Source organism: Halomonas sp. PA16-9 (assembly GCF_009728585.1).
GTDB lineage: Bacteria > Pseudomonadota > Gammaproteobacteria > Pseudomonadales > Halomonadaceae > Vreelandella > Vreelandella titanicae.
Window position 1 is genome coordinate 2,925,497 of the sequence record NZ_CP040451.1, and the last position, 19,588, is coordinate 2,945,084.

At 52.8% G+C, this 19,588-nt stretch carries 23 protein-coding genes and 2 pseudogenes; 1 reads left to right on the forward strand and 24 read right to left on the reverse strand.

The features are described 5' to 3' along the window. Window positions 1-87 precede the first annotated feature (87 nt). The 9 genes and pseudogenes from trpA to leuC all read right to left on the reverse strand — a co-directional run bounded on the left by trpA (window position 88) and on the right by leuC (window position 10,544). The gene (gene trpA, locus FDY98_RS13555) at window positions 88-891 is read right to left on the reverse strand and encodes a tryptophan synthase subunit alpha (RefSeq protein ID WP_155705910.1); all 804 of its coding nucleotides are present in this window, start codon (window positions 889-891) and stop codon (window positions 88-90) included. 24 nt (window positions 892-915) lie between these two features. Beyond that, a complete protein-coding gene (trpB, locus tag FDY98_RS13560; protein ID WP_196518257.1) occupies window positions 916-2,103 on the reverse strand; it encodes a tryptophan synthase subunit beta in 1,188 nt (395 codons plus the stop codon). A 190-nt stretch (window positions 2,104-2,293) separates the two neighbouring features. Continuing rightward, window positions 2,294-2,931 (reverse strand): annotated as a pseudogene (locus FDY98_RS13565) (phosphoribosylanthranilate isomerase). Next, entirely contained in the window at window positions 2,928-3,866 is a 939-nt protein-coding gene (truA, locus tag FDY98_RS13570) for a tRNA pseudouridine(38-40) synthase TruA (RefSeq protein ID WP_022523217.1), read from the reverse strand. Before truA ends, FDY98_RS13565 begins: the two are co-directional and overlap by 4 nt. Before the next feature lie 212 nt (window positions 3,867-4,078). Beyond that, window positions 4,079-5,695, reverse strand: a complete 1,617-nt coding sequence (locus tag FDY98_RS13575; RefSeq protein ID WP_340146554.1) for a type IV pilus assembly protein FimV — start codon at window positions 5,693-5,695, stop codon at window positions 4,079-4,081. Window positions 5,696-5,875: 180 nt separating this feature from the next. Next, on the reverse strand, window positions 5,876-6,988 hold the full coding sequence (gene asd, locus FDY98_RS13580; protein WP_022523215.1) for an aspartate-semialdehyde dehydrogenase: 1,113 nt from the start codon (window positions 6,986-6,988) through the stop codon (window positions 5,876-5,878). 272 nt (window positions 6,989-7,260) lie between these two features. Then, a complete protein-coding gene (leuB, locus tag FDY98_RS13585; protein ID WP_027957485.1) occupies window positions 7,261-8,340 on the reverse strand; it encodes a 3-isopropylmalate dehydrogenase in 1,080 nt (359 codons plus the stop codon). Between the two features lie 101 nt (window positions 8,341-8,441). Next, a complete protein-coding gene (gene leuD, locus FDY98_RS13590; protein WP_027957486.1) occupies window positions 8,442-9,089 on the reverse strand; it encodes a 3-isopropylmalate dehydratase small subunit in 648 nt (215 codons plus the stop codon). Window positions 9,090-9,092: 3 nt separating this feature from the next. After that, window positions 9,093-10,544, reverse strand: coding sequence for a 3-isopropylmalate dehydratase large subunit (leuC, locus tag FDY98_RS13595; RefSeq protein WP_009286959.1), 1,452 nt, complete (start codon window positions 10,542-10,544; stop codon window positions 9,093-9,095). 158 nt (window positions 10,545-10,702) lie between these two features. Between leuC and FDY98_RS13600 the strand changes: the two genes are divergently transcribed. Next, window positions 10,703-11,605 carry a LysR family transcriptional regulator gene (locus FDY98_RS13600; RefSeq protein WP_027957487.1) on the forward strand — a complete coding sequence of 301 codons (903 nt, stop codon included), beginning with the start codon at window positions 10,703-10,705 and terminating at the stop codon, window positions 11,603-11,605. A gap of 113 nt (window positions 11,606-11,718) precedes the next feature. Here FDY98_RS13600 and FDY98_RS13605 read toward each other — a convergent pair whose 3' ends face one another. From FDY98_RS13605 to FDY98_RS13675, 15 genes and pseudogenes are all read right to left on the reverse strand, one after another. Further along, entirely contained in the window at window positions 11,719-12,264 is a 546-nt protein-coding gene (locus FDY98_RS13605; protein ID WP_022523211.1) for a macro domain-containing protein, read from the reverse strand. Between the two features lie 223 nt (window positions 12,265-12,487). Then, window positions 12,488-12,850, reverse strand: a complete 363-nt coding sequence (locus FDY98_RS13610) for a GFA family protein (RefSeq protein WP_340146555.1) — start codon at window positions 12,848-12,850, stop codon at window positions 12,488-12,490. 144 nt (window positions 12,851-12,994) lie between these two features. Next, the gene (locus FDY98_RS28095; RefSeq protein WP_269318443.1) at window positions 12,995-13,126 is read right to left on the reverse strand and encodes a hypothetical protein; all 132 of its coding nucleotides are present in this window, start codon (window positions 13,124-13,126) and stop codon (window positions 12,995-12,997) included. 111 nt (window positions 13,127-13,237) lie between these two features. Further along, window positions 13,238-13,824: pseudogene (locus FDY98_RS29520) on the reverse strand (peptidase E). 149 nt (window positions 13,825-13,973) lie between these two features. After that, window positions 13,974-14,351: a hypothetical protein gene (locus FDY98_RS13625; RefSeq protein ID WP_027957489.1), complete on the reverse strand. Its 378-nt coding sequence runs from the start codon at window positions 14,349-14,351 to the stop codon at window positions 13,974-13,976. A gap of 95 nt (window positions 14,352-14,446) precedes the next feature. Next, entirely contained in the window at window positions 14,447-15,043 is a 597-nt protein-coding gene (locus FDY98_RS13630) for a GNAT family N-acetyltransferase (protein ID WP_027957490.1), read from the reverse strand. A gap of 156 nt (window positions 15,044-15,199) precedes the next feature. Then, entirely contained in the window at window positions 15,200-15,673 is a 474-nt protein-coding gene (locus FDY98_RS13635) for a GNAT family N-acetyltransferase (RefSeq protein WP_027957491.1), read from the reverse strand. A gap of 140 nt (window positions 15,674-15,813) precedes the next feature. Continuing rightward, window positions 15,814-16,215, reverse strand: a complete 402-nt coding sequence (locus FDY98_RS13640; protein WP_027957492.1) for a PaaI family thioesterase — start codon at window positions 16,213-16,215, stop codon at window positions 15,814-15,816. A 72-nt stretch (window positions 16,216-16,287) separates the two neighbouring features. After that, window positions 16,288-16,773 carry a hypothetical protein gene (locus FDY98_RS13645; RefSeq protein ID WP_027957493.1) on the reverse strand — a complete coding sequence of 162 codons (486 nt, stop codon included), beginning with the start codon at window positions 16,771-16,773 and terminating at the stop codon, window positions 16,288-16,290. 75 nt (window positions 16,774-16,848) lie between these two features. After that, complete coding sequence (locus FDY98_RS13650) at window positions 16,849-17,463, reverse strand: LysE family translocator (protein WP_027957494.1); 615 nt, start codon at window positions 17,461-17,463, stop codon at window positions 16,849-16,851. A 17-nt stretch (window positions 17,464-17,480) separates the two neighbouring features. Next, entirely contained in the window at window positions 17,481-18,101 is a 621-nt protein-coding gene (locus FDY98_RS13655) for a SagB/ThcOx family dehydrogenase (protein ID WP_051430463.1), read from the reverse strand. Between the two features lie 37 nt (window positions 18,102-18,138). Further along, window positions 18,139-18,468 (reverse strand): DHCW motif cupin fold protein, encoded by a 330-nt coding sequence (locus FDY98_RS13660; protein ID WP_027957495.1) that lies wholly within the window; start codon window positions 18,466-18,468, stop codon window positions 18,139-18,141. A gap of 72 nt (window positions 18,469-18,540) precedes the next feature. Continuing rightward, on the reverse strand, window positions 18,541-18,786 hold the full coding sequence (locus FDY98_RS13665; protein ID WP_051430462.1) for a DUF1993 family protein: 246 nt from the start codon (window positions 18,784-18,786) through the stop codon (window positions 18,541-18,543). A 163-nt stretch (window positions 18,787-18,949) separates the two neighbouring features. After that, window positions 18,950-19,249, reverse strand: coding sequence for a CcdB family protein (locus FDY98_RS13670; RefSeq protein WP_027957496.1), 300 nt, complete (start codon window positions 19,247-19,249; stop codon window positions 18,950-18,952). Beyond that, a complete protein-coding gene (locus tag FDY98_RS13675) occupies window positions 19,249-19,494 on the reverse strand; it encodes a type II toxin-antitoxin system CcdA family antitoxin (protein ID WP_027957497.1) in 246 nt (81 codons plus the stop codon). Before FDY98_RS13675 ends, FDY98_RS13670 begins: the two co-directional genes overlap by 1 nt. Between the last annotated feature and the right edge of the window lie 94 nt (window positions 19,495-19,588).

Consider the following 19,588-nt stretch of genomic DNA (forward strand, 5'->3'; position numbering starts at 1 on the left):
AGGCTTCCGTTATACGTCAACGCCTGGCAGAACCAGGCTCGATGAGTGTCATGAATCTATTCAGTATAGGCGATAAAGCAATTCGCTTTAGGCATCCATCGCCGTACGCATCTCTGCTAATACACTTTTCAACTGGCCCGCAATGGTTTCCGGCGCATCGACACTTTCAGCGATGCGGTTAACCAAAGCGCTACCTACAATCACACCATCGGCGACTTTAGCTACTTCAGCGGCCGTCACGCCATCGCGGATACCGAAACCAACACATAGCGGTAAATCGGTCATCCCCCGCAGCGGCGCCAAGTGCTCGGCCACATCGTCTGCGTTCAGGGTGGCGGCACCGGTCACGCCTTTCAGCGAAACGTAGTAGAGGTAGCCCTCGCCATGGGCGCATATTGTAGCGGCACGCTGGTTAGAAGTGGTAGGCGCAACCAAAAAAATCGCCGCTAAATCCCGCGATTTTAGCAGTGGCCCAATCTCTTCGGCCTCTTCAGGCGGCATATCTACAATCAGCACACCATCAACGCCCACGCTGGCAGCTTGATCGGCAAAGTTTTCGTAGCCAATTCGTTCAATCGGATTCAAGTAGCCCATCAACACAACCGGTGTGGTGGTATCGGTTTGGCGGAACTCTTTGACCATCTGCATAAGGTCGACCAGCCGTGTGCCCTGCTTTAACGCACGCTCACAGGCTTTTTGAATCACCGGGCCATCCGCCATGGGGTCGGAAAAAGGCACGCCTAGCTCAATCACATCGGCGCCTGCTTCCACCAAAGCATGCATAAAACCAACGGTGTACTGAGGTGCTGGATCACCTGCGGTGATGTAAGGAATCAGGGCCTTGCGGCTCTGCTGCTTAAGTTCACTGAAACGCTGATCAATACGGTTCATGCTCGCCCTTAAAAAAAGCTGACCTTAAAATTCGATGCCATCAATCTTAGCTACGGTCATGATGTCTTTGTCGCCACGCCCGGAGAGGTTGACCACGATATGCTGGTCAGGACGCATGGTAGGCGCCAATACCTTGGCATGGGCCAGCGCATGGGCCGACTCAAGGGCCGGCATAATGCCTTCCATGTGGGTCAGTTCGCGAAACGCTTCGAGCACTTCTTTATCGTTAGCGGCCACATAGGAGACCCGACCCACGTCTTTCCAAAGCGCGTGTTCGGGGCCTACGCCAGGATAATCCAGGCCAGCTGAAATGGAGTGCGTATCCGACACCTGCCCGGCTTCATCTGACATTAAGTAGGTGCGATTACCGTGGAGTACGCCGCGCGGCGCATTGGATGACAGCGGCGCCGCGTGGCGGCCGGTTTCGACGCCATCGCCACCGGCCTCCACGCCATACATAGCCACGTCGTCATCTTCCACGAAGGGGTAGAACAGCCCCAAAGCGTTAGAGCCACCGCCCACGCAGGCAATCAATGCGTCAGGTAGACGGCCGATTTGCTCCAGTGACTGGCGGCGCGCTTCACGCCCCACCACCGCGTTGAAATCGCGCACCAGCAGCGGATAAGGGTGCGGGCCCGCCACGGTACCGATGATATAGAAGGTGTTGTCAACGTTGGTGACCCAGTCACGCAGCGCCTCGTTCATGGCGTCTTTGAGAGTGCGGGTACCGGACTCTACCGGAATGACCCGAGCGCCCAATAGGCGCATACGGTAAACGTTTAGCTTTTGGCGCTGGACGTCTTCAGCCCCCATATACACGTCGCACTCAAGCCCTAAGCGAGCAGCAACGGTCGCCGAGGCGACGCCATGCTGGCCCGCCCCGGTTTCAGCGATAATACGTGGCTTGCCCGCTTTTTTGGCCAGCAGGGCCTGACCAATGGTGTTGTTTACCTTGTGAGCGCCGGTGTGATTCAGATCTTCCCGCTTCAACCAAATCTGAGCACCCCCAAGGCTCGCCGACCAGCGCTTGGCGTGGTAGAGCGGTGATGGACGCCCCACATAGTGGGCAAGATCGTAGTCAAACTCGGCCTGAAAGTCGGGATCATCACGCAGGCTTAAGTACGTTTTCTCCAACTCTTCCAACGCAAAGCTCAGGGTTTCTGACACAAACCGACCGCCGTAAGGGCCAAAATGACCACGGGCATCCGGCATTCGGGTCAGATCGCTGAACTTGGTTTTTGGTGTAGGCGTCGCAGAAACAGTCACAGGGATACCTCACAAGATCGCCAGAGCAGGCAAACAATAAATGAATCGACGTAAACACGTAGCTCGATAAAATACCCATAAGCAATACGCATAAATTACACAAAAACTAGGCTCACATAAACTTATGCGGCGAGCGCTAGCGGGTGTCGGCTAACGCCACATGACGCACGAAGACGCCATCTTGTCAGCATCTTTACAGCCGTGGGAAGCTTCAATACCGCCGGACACATCCACTGCATAAGGCGCTACCTGACGCACAGCGTCAGCAATGTTATCAGCACTCAACCCACCGGCGAGGATAACAGGTTTTGCAAGATTTGCGGGGATTCTAGACCAATCAAAGGTCTCTCCCGTGCCCCCCGGCGTCCCCGGTCGATACGCGTCTAGCAGCAGCGCCTGAGCATGATGATAGCGCTCTGCCTCATGGGTAAGATCTATCTCATCGCGCATGCGCAGCGCTTTCATCCAGGGTAGCGAAAAGCGCTGGCACTCATCGGGTGTTTCATTGCCATGAAACTGAAGCATATCGAGATAGGGCAAGCACTGCTCAATGAGCTCAGCAGGCTGGTCGACAAACAGCCCCACGCGGGTCACAAAGGCAGGCACGCGGGCAGAGAGCGCCGCCAGTTGTTCGACATTCACGCTGCGCGCACTTTTTGGCCACATCACGAAACCCAAAGCATCCACGCCCAGCGCCACGGCGAGGTCAATATCCTCACCACGCGTAAAACCACAGAACTTTATTCGGGTGCGGGTTTGCGGAGCAGCACTCATGACGACGCCTCCTGTTTAGGGGTGGCTGCCGGGTTACACAACGAGCGATTGCGTCGATAGGCCACACGTGGCGTATCAGGAAGTTCGCGCTCTCCCGTCCACTCGCCAGTAAATGAGAGCAGATGCGGCCCCAACGGCTCTTTAGGCAGATCAAAGCGCTCATCGTAGACCGAATCGACAAAATGCAGCCCACAGGCGGGTGCCGTCACATCCCCTTTGCGACGGTTTTTAAGCGCTAAAAGTTCACCGATATAAGCTTCATCCTGGGCACCACGTCCGACGCTCACCAGCGCCCCGGCAATGTTGCGAATCATGTGGTGTAAGAACGCGTTGCCTTGAATATCGATCATCACCAACTGGCCGTAGCGCTTTACGTCCACAAAGTGCATATGTCGCCAGGGGGTTTTGGACTGACACCCAGCGGCACGGAAGCTGGAAAAATCGTGCTCGCCTACCAGCGCCTGGGCGGCCCGGTGCATGGCATCGGCGTCTAACGGGTCACGGCACCAGGTCACATTGGCCCGTTCCAATACCGGGCGACTGATCTGGTTCAGCAGCACGTAGCGGTAGCGGCGACCCAGGGCGCATAGACGTGAATGAAAGTCATCGCCCACTGGCTTCACCCAGCGTACAGCAACGTCACGGGGCAAATGGGTATTAGCGCCAAAGATCCAGGCTTTTTCGGAGCGCCCTACCGGCGGGTCAAAATGGACGATCTGACGGGTCGCATGCACCCCCGAATCGGTGCGCCCGCTGGCATTCACCCGGATAGGCTCATTGGCCACCTTGGACAGCGCATCCTCTAACGATGCCTGAACCGATGCGGCGTGGTTTAAGCGCTGAAAACCGCAGTAGCGGGTACCGTCGTACTCGATACCCATTGCCAAGCGGCCGGTAAGCGGAATTTTCTCATCGAAGTGATAGAACAGCGTCATCAAGCCACATCATTTTGAAGATTTTGAAGGATCGCTATTATCCAGGCCTCGAGGCTTGAATGCTACCTCTTCAATTTCCCATTCCTCTTCAACTGGCCTACGTGGCTGTTTCGCGGGAGGCACCGGTTCGGCATGCGACTCACTGAAGAACTCCACCGTGGGCTGCATTGGGGTCTCGGTGCGCTGACCATCATGGGTGGGTGAGGCGCTGTTTAAGATCGGCGGGTGGTAATCGATAAAGCGATGGCCTGGATCCTCAGCTGTTTCAGAAGGCTTGTCGGTTTGCTGCACATGAGCATTAGCAGCCGCAGGCTCAGAGGCAGGCATACCGGCACGGATAGAAGCCAGCATTGGCTCATGGGCATAGAACTCGGCGGCGGTACTAAAGAGACATTTTGAGAACTGTCAGCGGCAACAGCATGTAGCCCTAACCGTCGCTGGCGCCCCTGCTCAGCGAGTCCCGATGCCTGACTTTTTTCATAGCGTAGTGTGTCGTCTTGCGACGGCGTCTGCCCTTGATCGTCGACCAGCCACTGATCGGTATCTAATGTCGGTGCGGCGTTAGTGGCAAGAGCATCGTTCTCAGCCTTGGGTTCTACGCGAGGCGAAGCCGCTGGCTTAACCACGGGTTCAGCCAGCGAAATGTCTTCCCAGGTCTCCTCTCGGCGCTTACGTAACCATGCCAACAGCACTAGCAGCAGTGTGATGGCGGCCAAAGCCAACGTCCACTGGTAGCGCTCAATTAAGCCAGCCACACCCGGGCTCTTCGTCTCATCCATGCTAGCAATGAGTGGCGCTGGAGGTGGCTCTTGAGCAGCCAACGTATCGCTTAGCGCCTGCGTTAAGGAGGCAACCCCACCACGCAGCTCGTCAAGCTCAGCGCGCATCAGCTCACGTTCTTCGAGAACCTGCTGTAATGTCGTTTGGCTTAGGTGCAGTTGCTCGGTCAGTTCCGAACGAGATAATGCTTCAGGCTCGTCGACTTCCTCTTCAACCCCAGCTTGGTCGGCGGCTATGGAAGTAGCAGAAACAGGCGTGGCGGCTTCAACCTTCGGTAGCGCCACTGCTTGCAATGAGCCATTGCGGCGTTGCTGCCAGGCTTCATTCATCGCTTTGATAGCAGCATCGGCATCACCGTGAGAGCGCGCCAGAATGCGTTCAGTATTAGGTACCCGAAGCGTTTGCTCTGCACGCATGTCATTTATATTGCCCGATGGAAAGACCTCTGAGTTGGCCTCCAGCAGCGCCACCATCATCTGCTGTACGCTCACCTCGTCAGGTTTAATACGCTCGGCAACGCTCCATAGGGTATCGCCGCTCCCCACATAGGCACTCGATGGCGGCGTCGAACTGGGCTGAGCAAGCGGAGACGTGACGGCACTGCTTACTGCTGACGAGCTGGGGGCAGCATTTTGAGCAAGCGCTTGATTCTGAGCATAGCCTTGGGGATCAAACAGTAGCGTTATGTCGCAAAACTGCTGCCCGTCTGGCAACTCCACCGTTAACAGCAAATCAAGCCAGGGCTCCTGGATCGTTTTATCAGAGCTTAAGCGTACCTGTCGGCGCCCCTGCTGCTCTTGAATCTGGACGCGCACGCTGTCCGCTAATGGCGTCCACTCAAGGCCTGCTGAGGCAAAGGCTGGTGGCTCGGCAACGCTGATATGAATCTCGTCGAGGGCGTAATCACTGCTTTCGAGTAGAGGGATCGAAGCATCCAAAGGCGCATCCAGATATGAGCTGACACTCGCCTGCCCAAAACCAACGGCCAGCGCAATCGGACTTACTGCACTCAACGAGAGCCATGTAATCCATGTCAGTGATTTTTTCATGAATGTTCCCTGATCACCTACTTACTTTTAACGACTGATACCAAATAATTTTACTAAGTCTTTTTTGTCATAACTTAACGAAATAACGGCGTTATTCCCACTATCAAGATGACTAGCCGCAAAAAAAACGGGAAGCTGCGAACAGCTTCCCGTTTTCGACTGGCGTACAACAATAAACAATTACTGTTCGCGAAGAATCTTCAACATACGCTTCAGCGGCTCTGCGGCGCCCCACAACAACTGGTCACCCACGCTAAATGCTGAGAGGTATTCGCCGCCCATTTGCAGTTTACGCAGGCGCCCAACCGGCACTTGCAGCGTGCCAGTAGCAGCCGCAGGCGTTAGGCCGGCAATGGTGGCGTCTTTATCGTTAGGAATCAGCTTGACCCACTCGTTGTGCTTGGCGATGCGATCTTCGATCTCATCAAGCGGCACATCGTGCTTCAGCTTGATAGTGAACGCCTGGCTGTGCGAACGCATCGCACCGATACGCACACACAGGCCATCGATGGGAATCGGGTTGTTGTCGAGCCCGAGAATTTTATTGGTCTCAACACTGCCCTTCCACTCTTCGCGGCTCTGGCCGTTATCCAGCTTGGTATCGATCCACGGCAGCAGGCTACCTGCCAGCGGCGCGGCAAAGTTATCGGTCGGGAAGTCACCGCTGCGCATGGCAGCCGTTACTTTGCGGTCGATATCCAGAATCGCGCTTGACGGATCTTTTAGCTCTTCGCCGACGCTGTCGCGCAGTTGGCCCATTTGGTTGAGCAGCTCACGCATGTGCTTAGCGCCCGAACCAGAAGCCGCCTGATAGGTCATGGAGGTCATCCACTCGACCATATCGGCTTCAAACAGACCGCCCAAGCCCATCAGCATTAGGCTCACGGTACAGTTGCCGCCCACAAAGGTTTTAGCGCCCTTGGCTAGCTGGTCATCGATAACCTTGCGGTTGACCGGATCCAGCACGATAGTCGCTTCATCTTCCATGCGCAGGGTACTGGCGGCGTCAATCCAGTAGCCCTTCCAACCTGCACTGCGAAGATCTTTATAAACTGGCTTGGTGTAGTCACCGCCCTGGCAGGTGACAACAACATCCAACGCTTTGAGCGCTTCAATATCAAAGGCATCTTTCAGCGGAGGTACGTCGACACCGATGTCGGGGCCGGGCTGGCCTACCTGGGAGGTGGTGAAGAACACCGGCTCGATGCCGTTGAAATCACCATCTTCCTGCATGCGCTGCATCAGCACTGAGCCCACCATGCCACGCCATCCCACGAAACCGACTTTCAACATATGAAGTCCTCCTGCAAAGAATGAGTACTCACATTATACACACTTCTTTACGGTGATTTTGAAGCCGCACTGAACGGCTAATGTTAATGGCTGAGCAAACAAAGGCGCCGGGGATAGGTCATAGAGGGGGTCATTTGCCATGGCCATGAAATGCGTCCATGCAATCACGGCATTTCCGCCATCCATGGCGGTCAGTGGCAAATGTAGCGCCCAGGGAGGGGTTTACAGCGCCCCCTCGTAGACCTATCGCCGGCGTAGCCCGACGATTTTACTCACTGCTTAGCAAACGCAGCCAACACCGCATCGCCCATGGCATCAGTGCCGATAGTCTGCATACCTTCAGAGGCAATATCCGCAGTGCGCAGACCGTCATCCAGCACGCTGCCGACGGCGGCTTCAATACGCTCCGCCATGGTATTTTCACCCAACGAATAACGCAGCATCATGGCTACCGAAAGCATCATGGCCAGTGGGTTAGCTACATTCTGACCGGCGATATCCGGCGCGCTACCGTGGCATGGCTCGTACATGCCCTGCCCGCTTTCGTTTAGCGAAGCAGAAGGCAGCATACCAATGGAACCGGTCAGCATAGCGGCAGCGTCAGAGAGAATGTCGCCAAACATATTGCCAGTCACCACCACGTCAAACTGCTTGGGTGCGCGCACCAGCTGCATGGCAGCGTTATCAACGTACATATGGGAAAGCTCAACGTCCGGGTATTCCGGCGCTAAACGCTCCATCACTTCACGCCACAAGATGGTCACTTCCAGCACGTTAGCTTTATCTACTGAGCAAAGTTTCTTGCCACGCTTCTGGGCCATTTCAAAGGCGACGCGGCCAATACGCTCAATTTCGCTTTCAGAATAGATATAGGTGTTAAAACCGACCCGCTCGCCATTTCGTACTTCAATGCCACGGGGCTGGCCGAAGTAGATACCGCCGGTGAGTTCGCGGACGATCATAATATCTAGCCCAGCCACCAGTTCCGGCTTCAGACTAGAGGCGCTGGCCAACTGCGGGTAGAGCATTGCCGGGCGCAGATTGCCGAACAATCCAAGGTTTTTACGCAGCCCCAGCAGGCCTTTTTCAGGACGCTTGGCGAGGTCTTCAATTTTGTCCCACTTTGGGCCACCCACGGCACCCAGCAAAATAGCGCTAGCGGCTTTGGCTTTCTCCAAAGTTTCCGCGGGCAGCGGCTCGCCGTGTACATCATAGGCAGAGCCGCCCACCAAACCTTCGTCCACTTCAATATCCAAGCCCGCTTCTTGGCACGCCTTCAACAAACGTGCCGCCTGGGCGGCAATCTCGGGGCCAATACCGTCACCCGGCAGCAGTAATACCTTATGAGTCATGCTGAATCCTTAGCACTTACAACTAAATAACTTAGGGTCAACGGCAGGCCTGTGTGACGTCGACCTGCCCTTGCCCACGCATTGGGAGATCTCAAAAATACTTACGCAGACTGCCGGAACAACCAGGGACGCGCGGCTTTATGTTTCTGCTCAAAAGCACGAATGGCGTCTTCGTCTTTTAGCGTCAGGCCAATATCGTCCAGCCCTTCCAGCAGGCAGTGTTTGCGGAACTCATCCACTTCAAACTCTAAAATCTCACCGCTGGGAGTAATGACCCGCTGGTTCTCCAAGTCCACATCCAACTGGTAGCCTTCGTTGGCTTCTACCTCAGCAAACAGGCGGTCGACCACGTCTTCTGGGAAGGTAATCAGCAAAATGCCGTTCTTGAACGAGTTGTTGTAGAAGATATCGGCAAAGCTAGGCGCAATCACTACCTTGAAACCGAAATCTTCCAGCGCCCAAGGCGCGTGCTCACGAGAGCTGCCGCAGCCAAAGTTGCGCCGCGCAAGTAACACTTCCGCGCCTTTGAAGCGCGGCTGGTTCAAGACAAAATCAGGGTTCAGCGGGCGCTGTGAGCAGTCCTGCCCCGGCTGGCCTTCATCCAAATAGCGCAGTTCGTCAAACAGATTAACGCCAAAGCCGGTGCGCTTGATTGATTTCAAAAACTGCTTCGGGATAATCAGATCGGTATCGACGTTGGCGCGATCAAGGGGCGCAACCACACCTTCAAAACGTTCAAATTTTTTCATGGCTTAGGCCTCCTGAGCGTGAGTGGCGTCGTTAGCGGGCAAGCTGCGGACATCAACAAAGTGACCGGCGATTGCCGCTGCCGCTGCCATAGCGGGGCTGACCAAGTGGGTGCGGCCACCGTAGCCCTGCCGCCCTTCAAAGTTGCGGTTAGAGGTCGAAGCGCAGTGTTCACCGGCACCCAACTTATCCGCGTTCATGGCCAAACACATGGAGCAGCCCGGCTCTCGCCACTCAAAACCTGCTTCAATAAAGATCTTATCCAAACCTTCCGCCTCGGCTTGACGCTTCACCAAGCCAGAACCCGGCACCACCATGGCCAGCTTGATGGAATCAGCCACTTTCTTACCTTTGGCGACTTTGGCGGCTTCGCGTAAATCTTCAATGCGCGAGTTGGTGCAGGAGCCGATAAAGATTTTATCCAGCTTGATATCAGTGATTTTCTGATTGGCGTGAAGGCCCATGTACTCTAAGGCACGAGTGTGGCTGCGCTGCACGGTTTCATCCAGCGCAGCGCTGGGATCAGGCACTTGGCCGGAAATACCGGTGACCATTTCCGGGCTGGTGCCCCAGCTCACCTGTGGCTCGATCTCTTCAGCCTGCAAAGTAACAACTTTATCGAACTGCGCATCGTCGTCAGACACCAGATTGCGCCAATCTGCCACGGCGGCTTCCCACTGCTCTGCCGTGGGCGCGAAAGGACGCTTGGCGAGGTAATCAATCGTGGTGTCGTCAACGGCGATCAAACCAACCCGTGCGCCCGCTTCAATGGCCATGTTGCACACGGTCATGCGCCCTTCCATAGAGAGCGAAGCAATCGCGCTACCGGCAAATTCAATGGCATAACCGGTACCGCCAGCGGTGCCAATCTTGCCGATAATCGCCAGCACCACATCTTTTGCTGTTACGCCCAGGCCAAGCTCACCTTCCACGCGCACCTGCATATTCTTCATTTTTTGCGCCAGCAAGCACTGGGTCGCCATTACATGCTCGACTTCCGAGGTACCAATACCGTGGGCCAAAGCGCCAAAGGCACCGTGGGTCGCGGTGTGGGAGTCGCCACACACCACGGTCATTCCTGGCAGCGTTGCGCCCTGTTCGGGGCCCACTACGTGCACGATGCCCTGGCGCGGGTCGTTGATTTTGAACTCTTCGATGCCGTACTCAAGGCAGTTGTCGTCCAGGGTTTGCACCTGAATCAGCGACACCGGGTCTTTAATACCGCTGTTGCCCTCGGCGCGCTCTTTAATGGTCGTCGGCACGTTATGGTCGGGCGTGGCCAAGTTGGCATCTAAACGCCACGGCTTGCGATTAGCTAAACGCAGGCCTTCAAACGCTTGAGGCGAAGTCACCTCGTGAAGCAGTTGGCGGTCGATGTAGATCAAGGCAGTACCGTCGTCGCGCTGCTTGACCAAGTGCTGGTTCCAGAGTTTGTCGTAAAGGGTTTGACCTGACATGTGGCTCTCCTGGGCAGTGCCCTGCTAGTTCGGTATGGCAGCCTCTTCGTGCTGCTTATATGGCGATAGCACGAGTGTTACGCGACTCGCGCATAAAAGCAATTCATGTTATTCATAGATTAGATTCCAAACAGGAATACTTAATCAAGGATTCGTAAGTGGATACCCAAAGCCTACAAGCCTTTCTGGCTGTCGCCGATACGCAAAGTTTCTCCCGCGCGGCGGAGCAGCTTTATCTTACCCAGCCCGCCGTTAGCAAACGCATCGCTACCTTGGAGTCTCAGGTAGGTGCACGGCTGTTTGACCGCATTGGTCGGCGTATTGCGCTAACCGAAGCCGGTAATGTCTTACTGCCCCAAGCGAGGCGCATCCTGTTTACCGTTGAGGACAGCCGCCGGGCACTAGCCAACCTTTCTGGCCAAGTGGGCGGCAAGCTTACCCTGGCCACCAGCCACCATATTGGCCTGCACCGCTTACCACCACTATTAAAGCAGTACACTCAGCGCCATCCGGAAGTCGAACTCGACCTGCACTTTCTGGATTCTGAGCAGGCTTACCAGGGGGTGCTGGATGGCACTCTGGAAATGGCGGTGGTGACTCTCGCCCCCCACCCTCATGAACAACTGCAGGTCGTAGAGCTTTGGCGTGATCGGCTCTGTTTTACCTGTGCGATTGACCACCCACTTGCCAACCAAGACCCGGCACCTCAAAGCCTCCGGTCATTGGCCGACCTGTGTGAATTCAACTGTGTAATGCCGGGGGCGAAGACCTTTACAGGGTCACTTATTGCGAAACGTTTTAACGAAGCTGGACTTCAATTGCCTGTAAGCATGGCGACCAACTATTTAGAAACGCTAAAAATGATGTGCAGCGTAGGATTAGGCTGGAGCCTGCTGCCGGAAAAGATGATCGACAGCGAACTGGTAGAGCTAAAGGTAGACACCCCGCCTATTTACCGACCGCTGGGCTATTTGGTGCATACCAATCGAACGCTTTCTAATGCAGCGCGCCGAATGATTGAGGAACTGGAGAATACGCGGCGTGATAGTGCTATAAAATAAGCTCAAGTGCACCCGCGGCAGCGCAGCGGTGCTAAAGCTGCCCCCTACTAAGCAGAAGCAGCAGCCTCCACTCAGCTCTCATGCATGCGTCAGCTAAACAATTGGCGCTACAGCTAGTCTACTGGATCAATGGTTAAGCGTTGAGCCAGAGCTTGGTGGAGGGTATGCCGGGCTGCTTCGTCGAACAGCACAAAGCGGATCAGGCGCACTTTATGCAAGCTGGGCAGTATGGCTTCGAGGGTAGCCGCACACACCTGAGCGGCTTCTTCCGCCGGGTAGCCGAAAGCACCGGTAGACAGTGCCGGGAAAGCAAGCCGTTCAATACCGTGCTCGTCGGCCAGTTTCAGCGCATTGCGGTAACAGTCCGCCAGCAGTTGATCCTCCGGCTTGTCGACGCCGTATACCGGGCCCAGGCAGTGAATCACCCAGCGGTTGGGCAGATTATGACCGCCGGTGAGTACCGCTTGGCCCGGGTTGATGGGCGCCATTGACTGCCCCTCTTCGGCCAAGCCGGACCCAGCAGCGCGATGAAGTGCCCCGGCAACGCCCCCACCGGTTCTCAATTGTGCATTGGCGGCATTAACCACGGCATCTACATCGGACTGTCGAGCGATATCGCCCACCACGCACTGCAAGCTGATTCTGCTCTTGTCGCTCATAAGCTCCCCCGTCGATTACCACACATTACGTAGCGCCCGCTGATGAAGGCTCTCTCCTTGCCAAGTCAAGTGATGCCGGTTATAACCCTCATTTTGGCAAACCCAAGCTCCGGTTCAAGCCAGCATTAGTAAGAGAGTGGAATTGGTGCACCATGAACTGAGCCTCTACTGCTCCCCAAATTGAGCAAACACTTCTTCCCCGTCAGTTGCTTGGTTTTTTCTGCTAGTGAATAGTAAGGGGCTTTTGGTCGATAAATATCTGTTCGGTTATTTTCCAATCATCCGCGCTATCAAGAAGGCCAACGGGAAGCGCGTAATGTCCACCCTGCTTTAAGCGATAGAAAAGGTGGGTGCCACACTGTTGGCAGAAACCACGCTCAGCCCATTCTGAGGAACTGAAGGTAGTTATATGCTCCGAGCCGTTAAAATCCACATCACCGGCAAACTCCACCGCAAACAGCGGCCCCCCACCCCACTTTCTGCACATCGAGCAGTGACAAACGCCGACATGGTTACTTTTGGTGGTAACGGTGACGCTGACAATCCCGCAAAGACAAGCCCCATGAAGCTCTGTGTTGGTTACCATGTGTCTCTCCTTCAGTTCTGATCGTGTTTAACCGTCAAAAGCCAAAATAGCTACGAGGTTTCTCAGCAACATCCACCAAGATAGCTCAAAATTAGACTCTCCATTTAAGGTATGGGCGCGGCAGATAGTTTGTTGGATCGATGGTTAAATGTTGAGCCAGGGCTTGGTAGAGGGGATATCGGCCCGCTGCGTCGAACGTTTGTCGAGCAAGTAACTCTCGGTCTTCTCAAGATCGTTAACCGCCAGCACATGTTGGGTTGCTTTTACCTCAAACACTTACGACTCCTTTTACCCATATGGATACTTATAATGCCAAGCACTGCGTCGCGCAGTTTAGAAGCGTTCGGAGGCCGTAAGCCACGTGCTGTTTCGCTTTATTAAGATTTGTTAAGCCTCGTCAGGCCATACTTCAAACTTATTATCATTTACGATAATTGCTTGTGCATTACTAATTGGACAAAGGCCTATTTTCTCTTTATAACTGGAGATGATGCTCTCAACGGATTCTTTGAATGGAAAGTTGGTATGGTGTGGGACTGGATAAAAATCAACGAGACCTAGCGAGGAAAAAGAGCCTACGTTAGGTGCTGCCGTAAAATCATCCATGTCCTTCACATACTCAATATCGCGCGACACAACAATAGAACCGGCTGACTCACCTACATACATCTTCCCTGAATTTATTTGTTCTATTATGGCTTTATCTGCACCTGTTCTTTTTAGCTCTTGAAGTAAAAAGAAAGTATTTCCACCAGTGATATAGATATAATCATTTTTTGAAGCTTGCTCTCTATTTCATCTTTAGACGCCGTTGAAATTTCAAGCTCATCAACGATAACACCCAGCTTTTCGAGGGCTTCCTTGCCAGCGGACACATAAAACCTCACCTCTTCCACGAGGCTCGCAGTAGGAATGAAGGTAGCCGTTTTGCCAGCGCATTTCCCCCCGGTAAATTTTAAAAATAGATCCGCCATCCGCAAACGATGAAGTTAGAAACATTTTCTTCATTAACGATCCTTATTACCTGAAAACTGTGACTCTAGAAACTTAATTTGAAGCAAAGCGATGCTCTGTCAAAGACGCACATTGGATGCAAGCCGCGCACTGCTGCGCATTGTTATGATCAAAAGGTAGTATCCGCAACGGCATACATTTTCCATCCATCGGCCGTCTTGGTGAAAGCATAGAACCCATGAACACTCTCAATTTTTGAACCATCTTTTCTGCATCTGACAGCAGAGGCAACTGCATGAGCCTCACTATCATTGACAGCTGTCACCTCAAACTTCCAGTCGACAGAATGATCCCAACCCTTTTCTTTTTTAAGGCTTTTGGGATCTATCGGATAGGAATCACACATTGTCACCGAGCCATTTTTAATATATGCGATTGGATATTTGACCATTTTATCGATCAGCGTTACGTCGTTGCTCTTAAACCCAGCAACATAGTATTCCATGTAAGTTTTATGCACTTCAGACCGTAACTCTTCGAACGACATACCACCTCCTCAACACGTGCCATAACACCAGAATAAACGGATCCAATCATGCTTGTATGGCGTTTAAGCATGACTAAGCCACGACGCTTTCCTCACTACGTGCGGGGTCGGCTCAACAGATAGTCGAGATGCGCACGCACCTCTGGCCATTCGCCCTTATGCAGGCTATACATCACCGTATCGCGAATAGTACCGTCTCGGCGCAACACGTTGCCACGGATCACGCCGTCCTTTTTCGCGCCTAGTCGCTCAATTGCACGCTGACTGGCAAAATTGAAGTTGTCAGTACGCCAGCCGACTACATTACATCCCAGCGTCTCGAAAGCGTGTGTCAATAGCAGCAGCTTGCAAGTGGTGTTGACATGCGTGTGCTGCACTCGCTTGGCGTACCACGTGTAGCCAATTTCCACTCTTTTTACGTCAGGCAAAATATCATGGTAACTAGTAGAGCCAAGCACCGTACCACTGGCCTCTTCAATGACGGTAAAGGCAAAGCGGTGGCCTTCCTCTCGGGCTTTCAAAGCAGTATCAATATAGCGGTGCGTCTCGTCAGGCGCTGGTACCGATGTAATGCGCAGGTTCCATAGCTCCCCGTCCGCTGCGGCAGCGCGCAGACCGGCTTCGTGGTTGAGTGTAAGTGGCACGATTTTTACGCCGCGCGCAGATAGGGTGACGGGTTCAATAAAGGCCATATGTGTACTCAAATATCTTCTGTAGGCGGTCAAGGGAGAAGCTGAACGATGAGCGTAAACAGCTGGATTTAAAGCAGCCAGGTCGCATTGACGTTTTTATTAACCAAAGAGGCCAAGCATTGGGAGGCCTTAAAGAATCCTCGTCTGCTTGTAGGATTACAGCTTGAGTTTCATTCCTTCGTGAGACGCTACAAAGCCAAAGCCCTCATAAAAGCGTAATGCATCCGGCCTCAACTTGTCAGTTGTGAGCTGAACCAGAACACACCCTCTTTCTTTAGCGCGATTTATGGCCCACTCAAACATAGCGCGACCAATTCCAGATGACCGGATTTCCTTGGATACGCGAACGCCCTCTATCAGTGCTCGCCATCCCCCCTGGTAGGTTAGATATGGAATGAAGGTAATTTGAAGCACGCCCACAATATGATGATCTGTAACTGCAACTACCAACTCATTGTTAGGATCAGCATCGATAGCTTCGAAGGCCATATGATAGGAACGAGACAGAGGACTTGAAGGATCTTCACGCTTTAGACCAAGGCTATCATCGGCTAGCATCTGAACGATAGCTTGCAGATCTTGGCGAGTGGCCACGCGAAACGAAACGCTTTTCTCTAGAGTCTCACACATCTCAATTCCTCCTTCCAATGGCTAAAGCTGAGTGTAAGGGCAGCCTGCAATGTGCAGTTTTTTTTGTGCACAGCTAGGAGCACAGCGACCACACAAAAAATGTGCATGTTGTAAGCTGGCCTTCGGAATGAATGGTTAGATTACAACGCACCGGTCTTGCTTATGGTTCCAAGAGAAACCGCAACCAGCTTCTCCTCGCCATTTCCTTGCGAGTATACTTTACACTCACAAGTAGACTGGTGCTCACCTGAGTATAAAACTGTAGATCTAGCAACCAACCGATCTCCGACAGCAGGCCGGACATAGTTTACTTTGTATTCTGAGGTAACGCAGCTTCCTAGTACTGACGCGCCAGCAAAGGTGATGCAGTTATCAGCCAAATAGCTAACGATACCACCATGCGCAAAACCGTTGTTTTGCTTAAACTCTTCTCTCATTTTAAGGCTTATTTCAGCAAAGCCAGTTTCAAATACTTCCAAGTTTGCACCCAACAGCAAGCTGAAGGGCTGCTGGGATAGAATTTCTTTTCCTTTCTCTAACATGCTGGCCAATTTGGTGCTCCTTAATTTCGCACACTGAACATTTTATACCCATGACCACAGCGTATTATTCATTCATAGCAATGAAGAGCAATTTTTCCGCGCCAGTATTTTTAATAATTCATCTGCACCTTTATTTGTTCTAATCATATAGATGTCAATATCTCTTCCTACTGAGTTCAAGGTTAGATCATCTTTAAACCCAAACACCTCATCATACATAAAAGACCAATAAAGCGATGAAAAATTAAGCTTATCTCGAATAGCTACTCGATAGACTCTTAGCCAACGTGGCGGCTTCATACATACAAGAACGGTAGCTCTAGATGCTCTATCCGAATAGGTTCTGGAGTTTCCTCCTTCAATGATCCATTGATGTTTTGATGCCCAGGACCTTACTGTGCAATCAATTTCAGAGTTTGGCCGAAGCTTCCCCTTCTCGTCATGAACGGCCTCATCAACACAATAAACAGCTATGTCAAGAACTCTCGACAGTCTAAGAGCCAACCTGGATTTACCTGCGCCAAGGCCTCCGAAGATCATTATTCGTATCGCGCTCATCCCTTCTCTCTTTGTACCTAGCGCTGAATTAAACCGAACTGCTTTGCGGCATCGGTTTAAATGAATTATTAAACCTTACCGCTCAGTCAGAGCGAGCTGTAAGCCTAATCCCGCGAACGCCGCTGAGAAGCTTCTGCGCAACCAATTCTGAATCTTCGGTGACTCAATAACGGCTGCTCTAAACGCATGGGCAAGCTGCCCGTAGATGACGAAGACAACAAATGTCATCGCCATGAAAATAGCGCTCAGCCCGAACAATTGTCCTAATGATGACTGGGCGTCAGTTGCAACGAACTGCGGCAAGAAGGCCAAGAAGAAAATGGTCAGCTTGGGGTTGAGGATATTCAGCAGAAACGCCTTGCTCATAAGCGAAACGGCATCGCCCTTTCGCTTCACCTCATGAACAGAGAAAGCGCTTCGATCACGCCAAGTAACAACGGCAAGGTAAAGAAGATACGCGACACCCGCATACTTGAGTACCTGAAATGCTATCGCGCTCGTATGCATGATGGCCGCCAGGCCCAGAACAGTAGCCAGCAGGTGCGGCACAATACCAAGTGTACAGCCGAGAGAAGCATAGAGACTTGCCAGACGCCCATACATTAAGCCAATGGAAACGGTAAAGATAACACCTGTGCCTGGAATAAGTACGACAACCAACGAGGTAAGCAAGAATTCAGCAGAGAACATGAATGACGGCTCCTCTATCAGGCACGCCGCTGCCCAATGCAAAGCAACGCAGTAGGGTCCAAGTCCGCAGGCAATCTCAATACTTCTTTCACCCTTGGATCGTCGAAACCTGCCACTAGAACACAACCAACTCCGAGAGCAGTGCTCTGAAGGTGGACATTTTGTGCTAGAGCACCAGTTTCCATATATACATAGCGAGCGCCGCGCGCTCCCTGGGGTGGCTGAGCTTCAAAGTGCTGAATTGCCTCTCCCAGTTTCGCGGCAACTCCGATGATGAGAGCCGCTTCTTTCAACCATGGTTGATCGCCAATCCCTAGCGCTTGCACTGCCCCTTCCGGAACACGGTTCCCAATTAACTTTAACGAATGGTTATCAGCCTGATACTCATAGATACCGGGCTCAAGTTCCGATACCCGTTGCACCAAAATTTTTAGGTGCAGCGGGTATAATCCACCTGCCGATGGCGTTGCTCTTTTTTTATCCAGCCCTGTTACGCCCTGGGCCGACCAAAGCAATTGAGACAAAACACCGATAGGGAGCGGTGCATTCGTGTACTCCCTCACGCTGCGCCGAGCCGCAATACTGCCAACCAATGACTTGGAGCCTTGCTGTTCTGGTGCAGGTAAGTCGAAGACCATACGTTTACTCCCTATCCATAACAGTGATTATGCGATGCTAATCGACGACGAACAACGTAGCCCCCTGCTCCGTCGAAGAACGATGAAGTTCAGCATTGTCGGCAACTTGATAGCTCGAACCAGGCGTGAGAACAAAACAACGACCATCGTCTAGCTCAGTATGAAGCTCACCTTCGAGGCAGAGCAATATGTGCCCTTTAGCACACCAATGATCCGCCAGATAGCCAGGACTGTACTCAACCATACGAACCCGGATATCCCCGAAATTTCGAGTCTTCCAATAAGCAACACCGTATTCTCCGGAGTGCTCAGTCCTCTCAACTTCAGACCAATCCGTGACCCCGAAAGATAAATCTGTAATGTTCAAGTTACTTCTCCATCAGCACATACCGGAGCTTGAGCTGCGCAGAAGCGCGCAGTAATCAGTTCGAAGCGCTGGTTAGATTGTACTTTGTTTCACTTTTGGCATCAGGTGAAGCATATAATCTTTTTTACCGATCGGCACTCCGACACTGCGCAATATCGAGTAAGTCGTGACCAGGTGAAAGTAGAAGTTGGGCAGCAAGAAATCCGCGACATACTCCTCGCCTGTTAGGTCTACGTATATTCCGCCACCCAATTCCAGGTGCTTGTGTTCGGGCACGTTCTCGTGGTCGATTGCCTGATTAGCGACCAGTGCCAGCATTCAGAAGATGTTCAAGAGTGGCGAGTCGGGAGTCGAAGGCATGCGCTAGGGAGGTAATTGCTGAGGCCGTCATTTGAGGCTCCACAAGATCAGACTGGAAGGGTTCGTGTGCAATCTAACGCCAGCCAGCATCCGCGGCTACGGAAAAGTATCCCTCTTTGCTTCAGAAGCCCAAAAACAGCATGTCCAACGCTGTGGAAATTTCGTCTTGCTGCTCAACAAGGCTACCGGCACCAAAACACAATTCGCTTTCAGGCACAGCAGCCATGTACTGAGGAGCCATTACCACCTCTTGACCCTCAATGTTAAATATAGGATTCAGCCTCTGGGCAGGGGACGGCGCCGAGGGTTTGGGCAACAGTGGCACGACAACTCGGGTGTTCAAACCACTGAGCAGGTCTGATTGCACATCCAGCAGATAGCCCGCCCCATCCTGATTTTCAAAAATATCGAAACGGGCCATCAGAACTGACGGTGCCGTGCAAGAGGCAAACCATTAGCTTCAACGTATTCATTCGAGCTTGCGAGGGCACTGGCATTATCTTCCAGCCACTTCTTCTGCTTGTGAAGCTTCACAGCCTCCGCGATCCCCGCTTCTGCTGATCGTGAAATATTGATGCCCAGAGTTTTTGCCTCTTTGAGAAGAGCACTATCAAGCGATAGGTTCGTGGGCTTTCGTATGGATTTGGTAGCTTCAACAGCTTGCATGGTTCATTTCTCACGCAGGATCATGCACTAATTATATGCGCATATTTACTGCACATCAAAACTCTGCGGCGTCAGAACTTGCCTAATGCCTCCT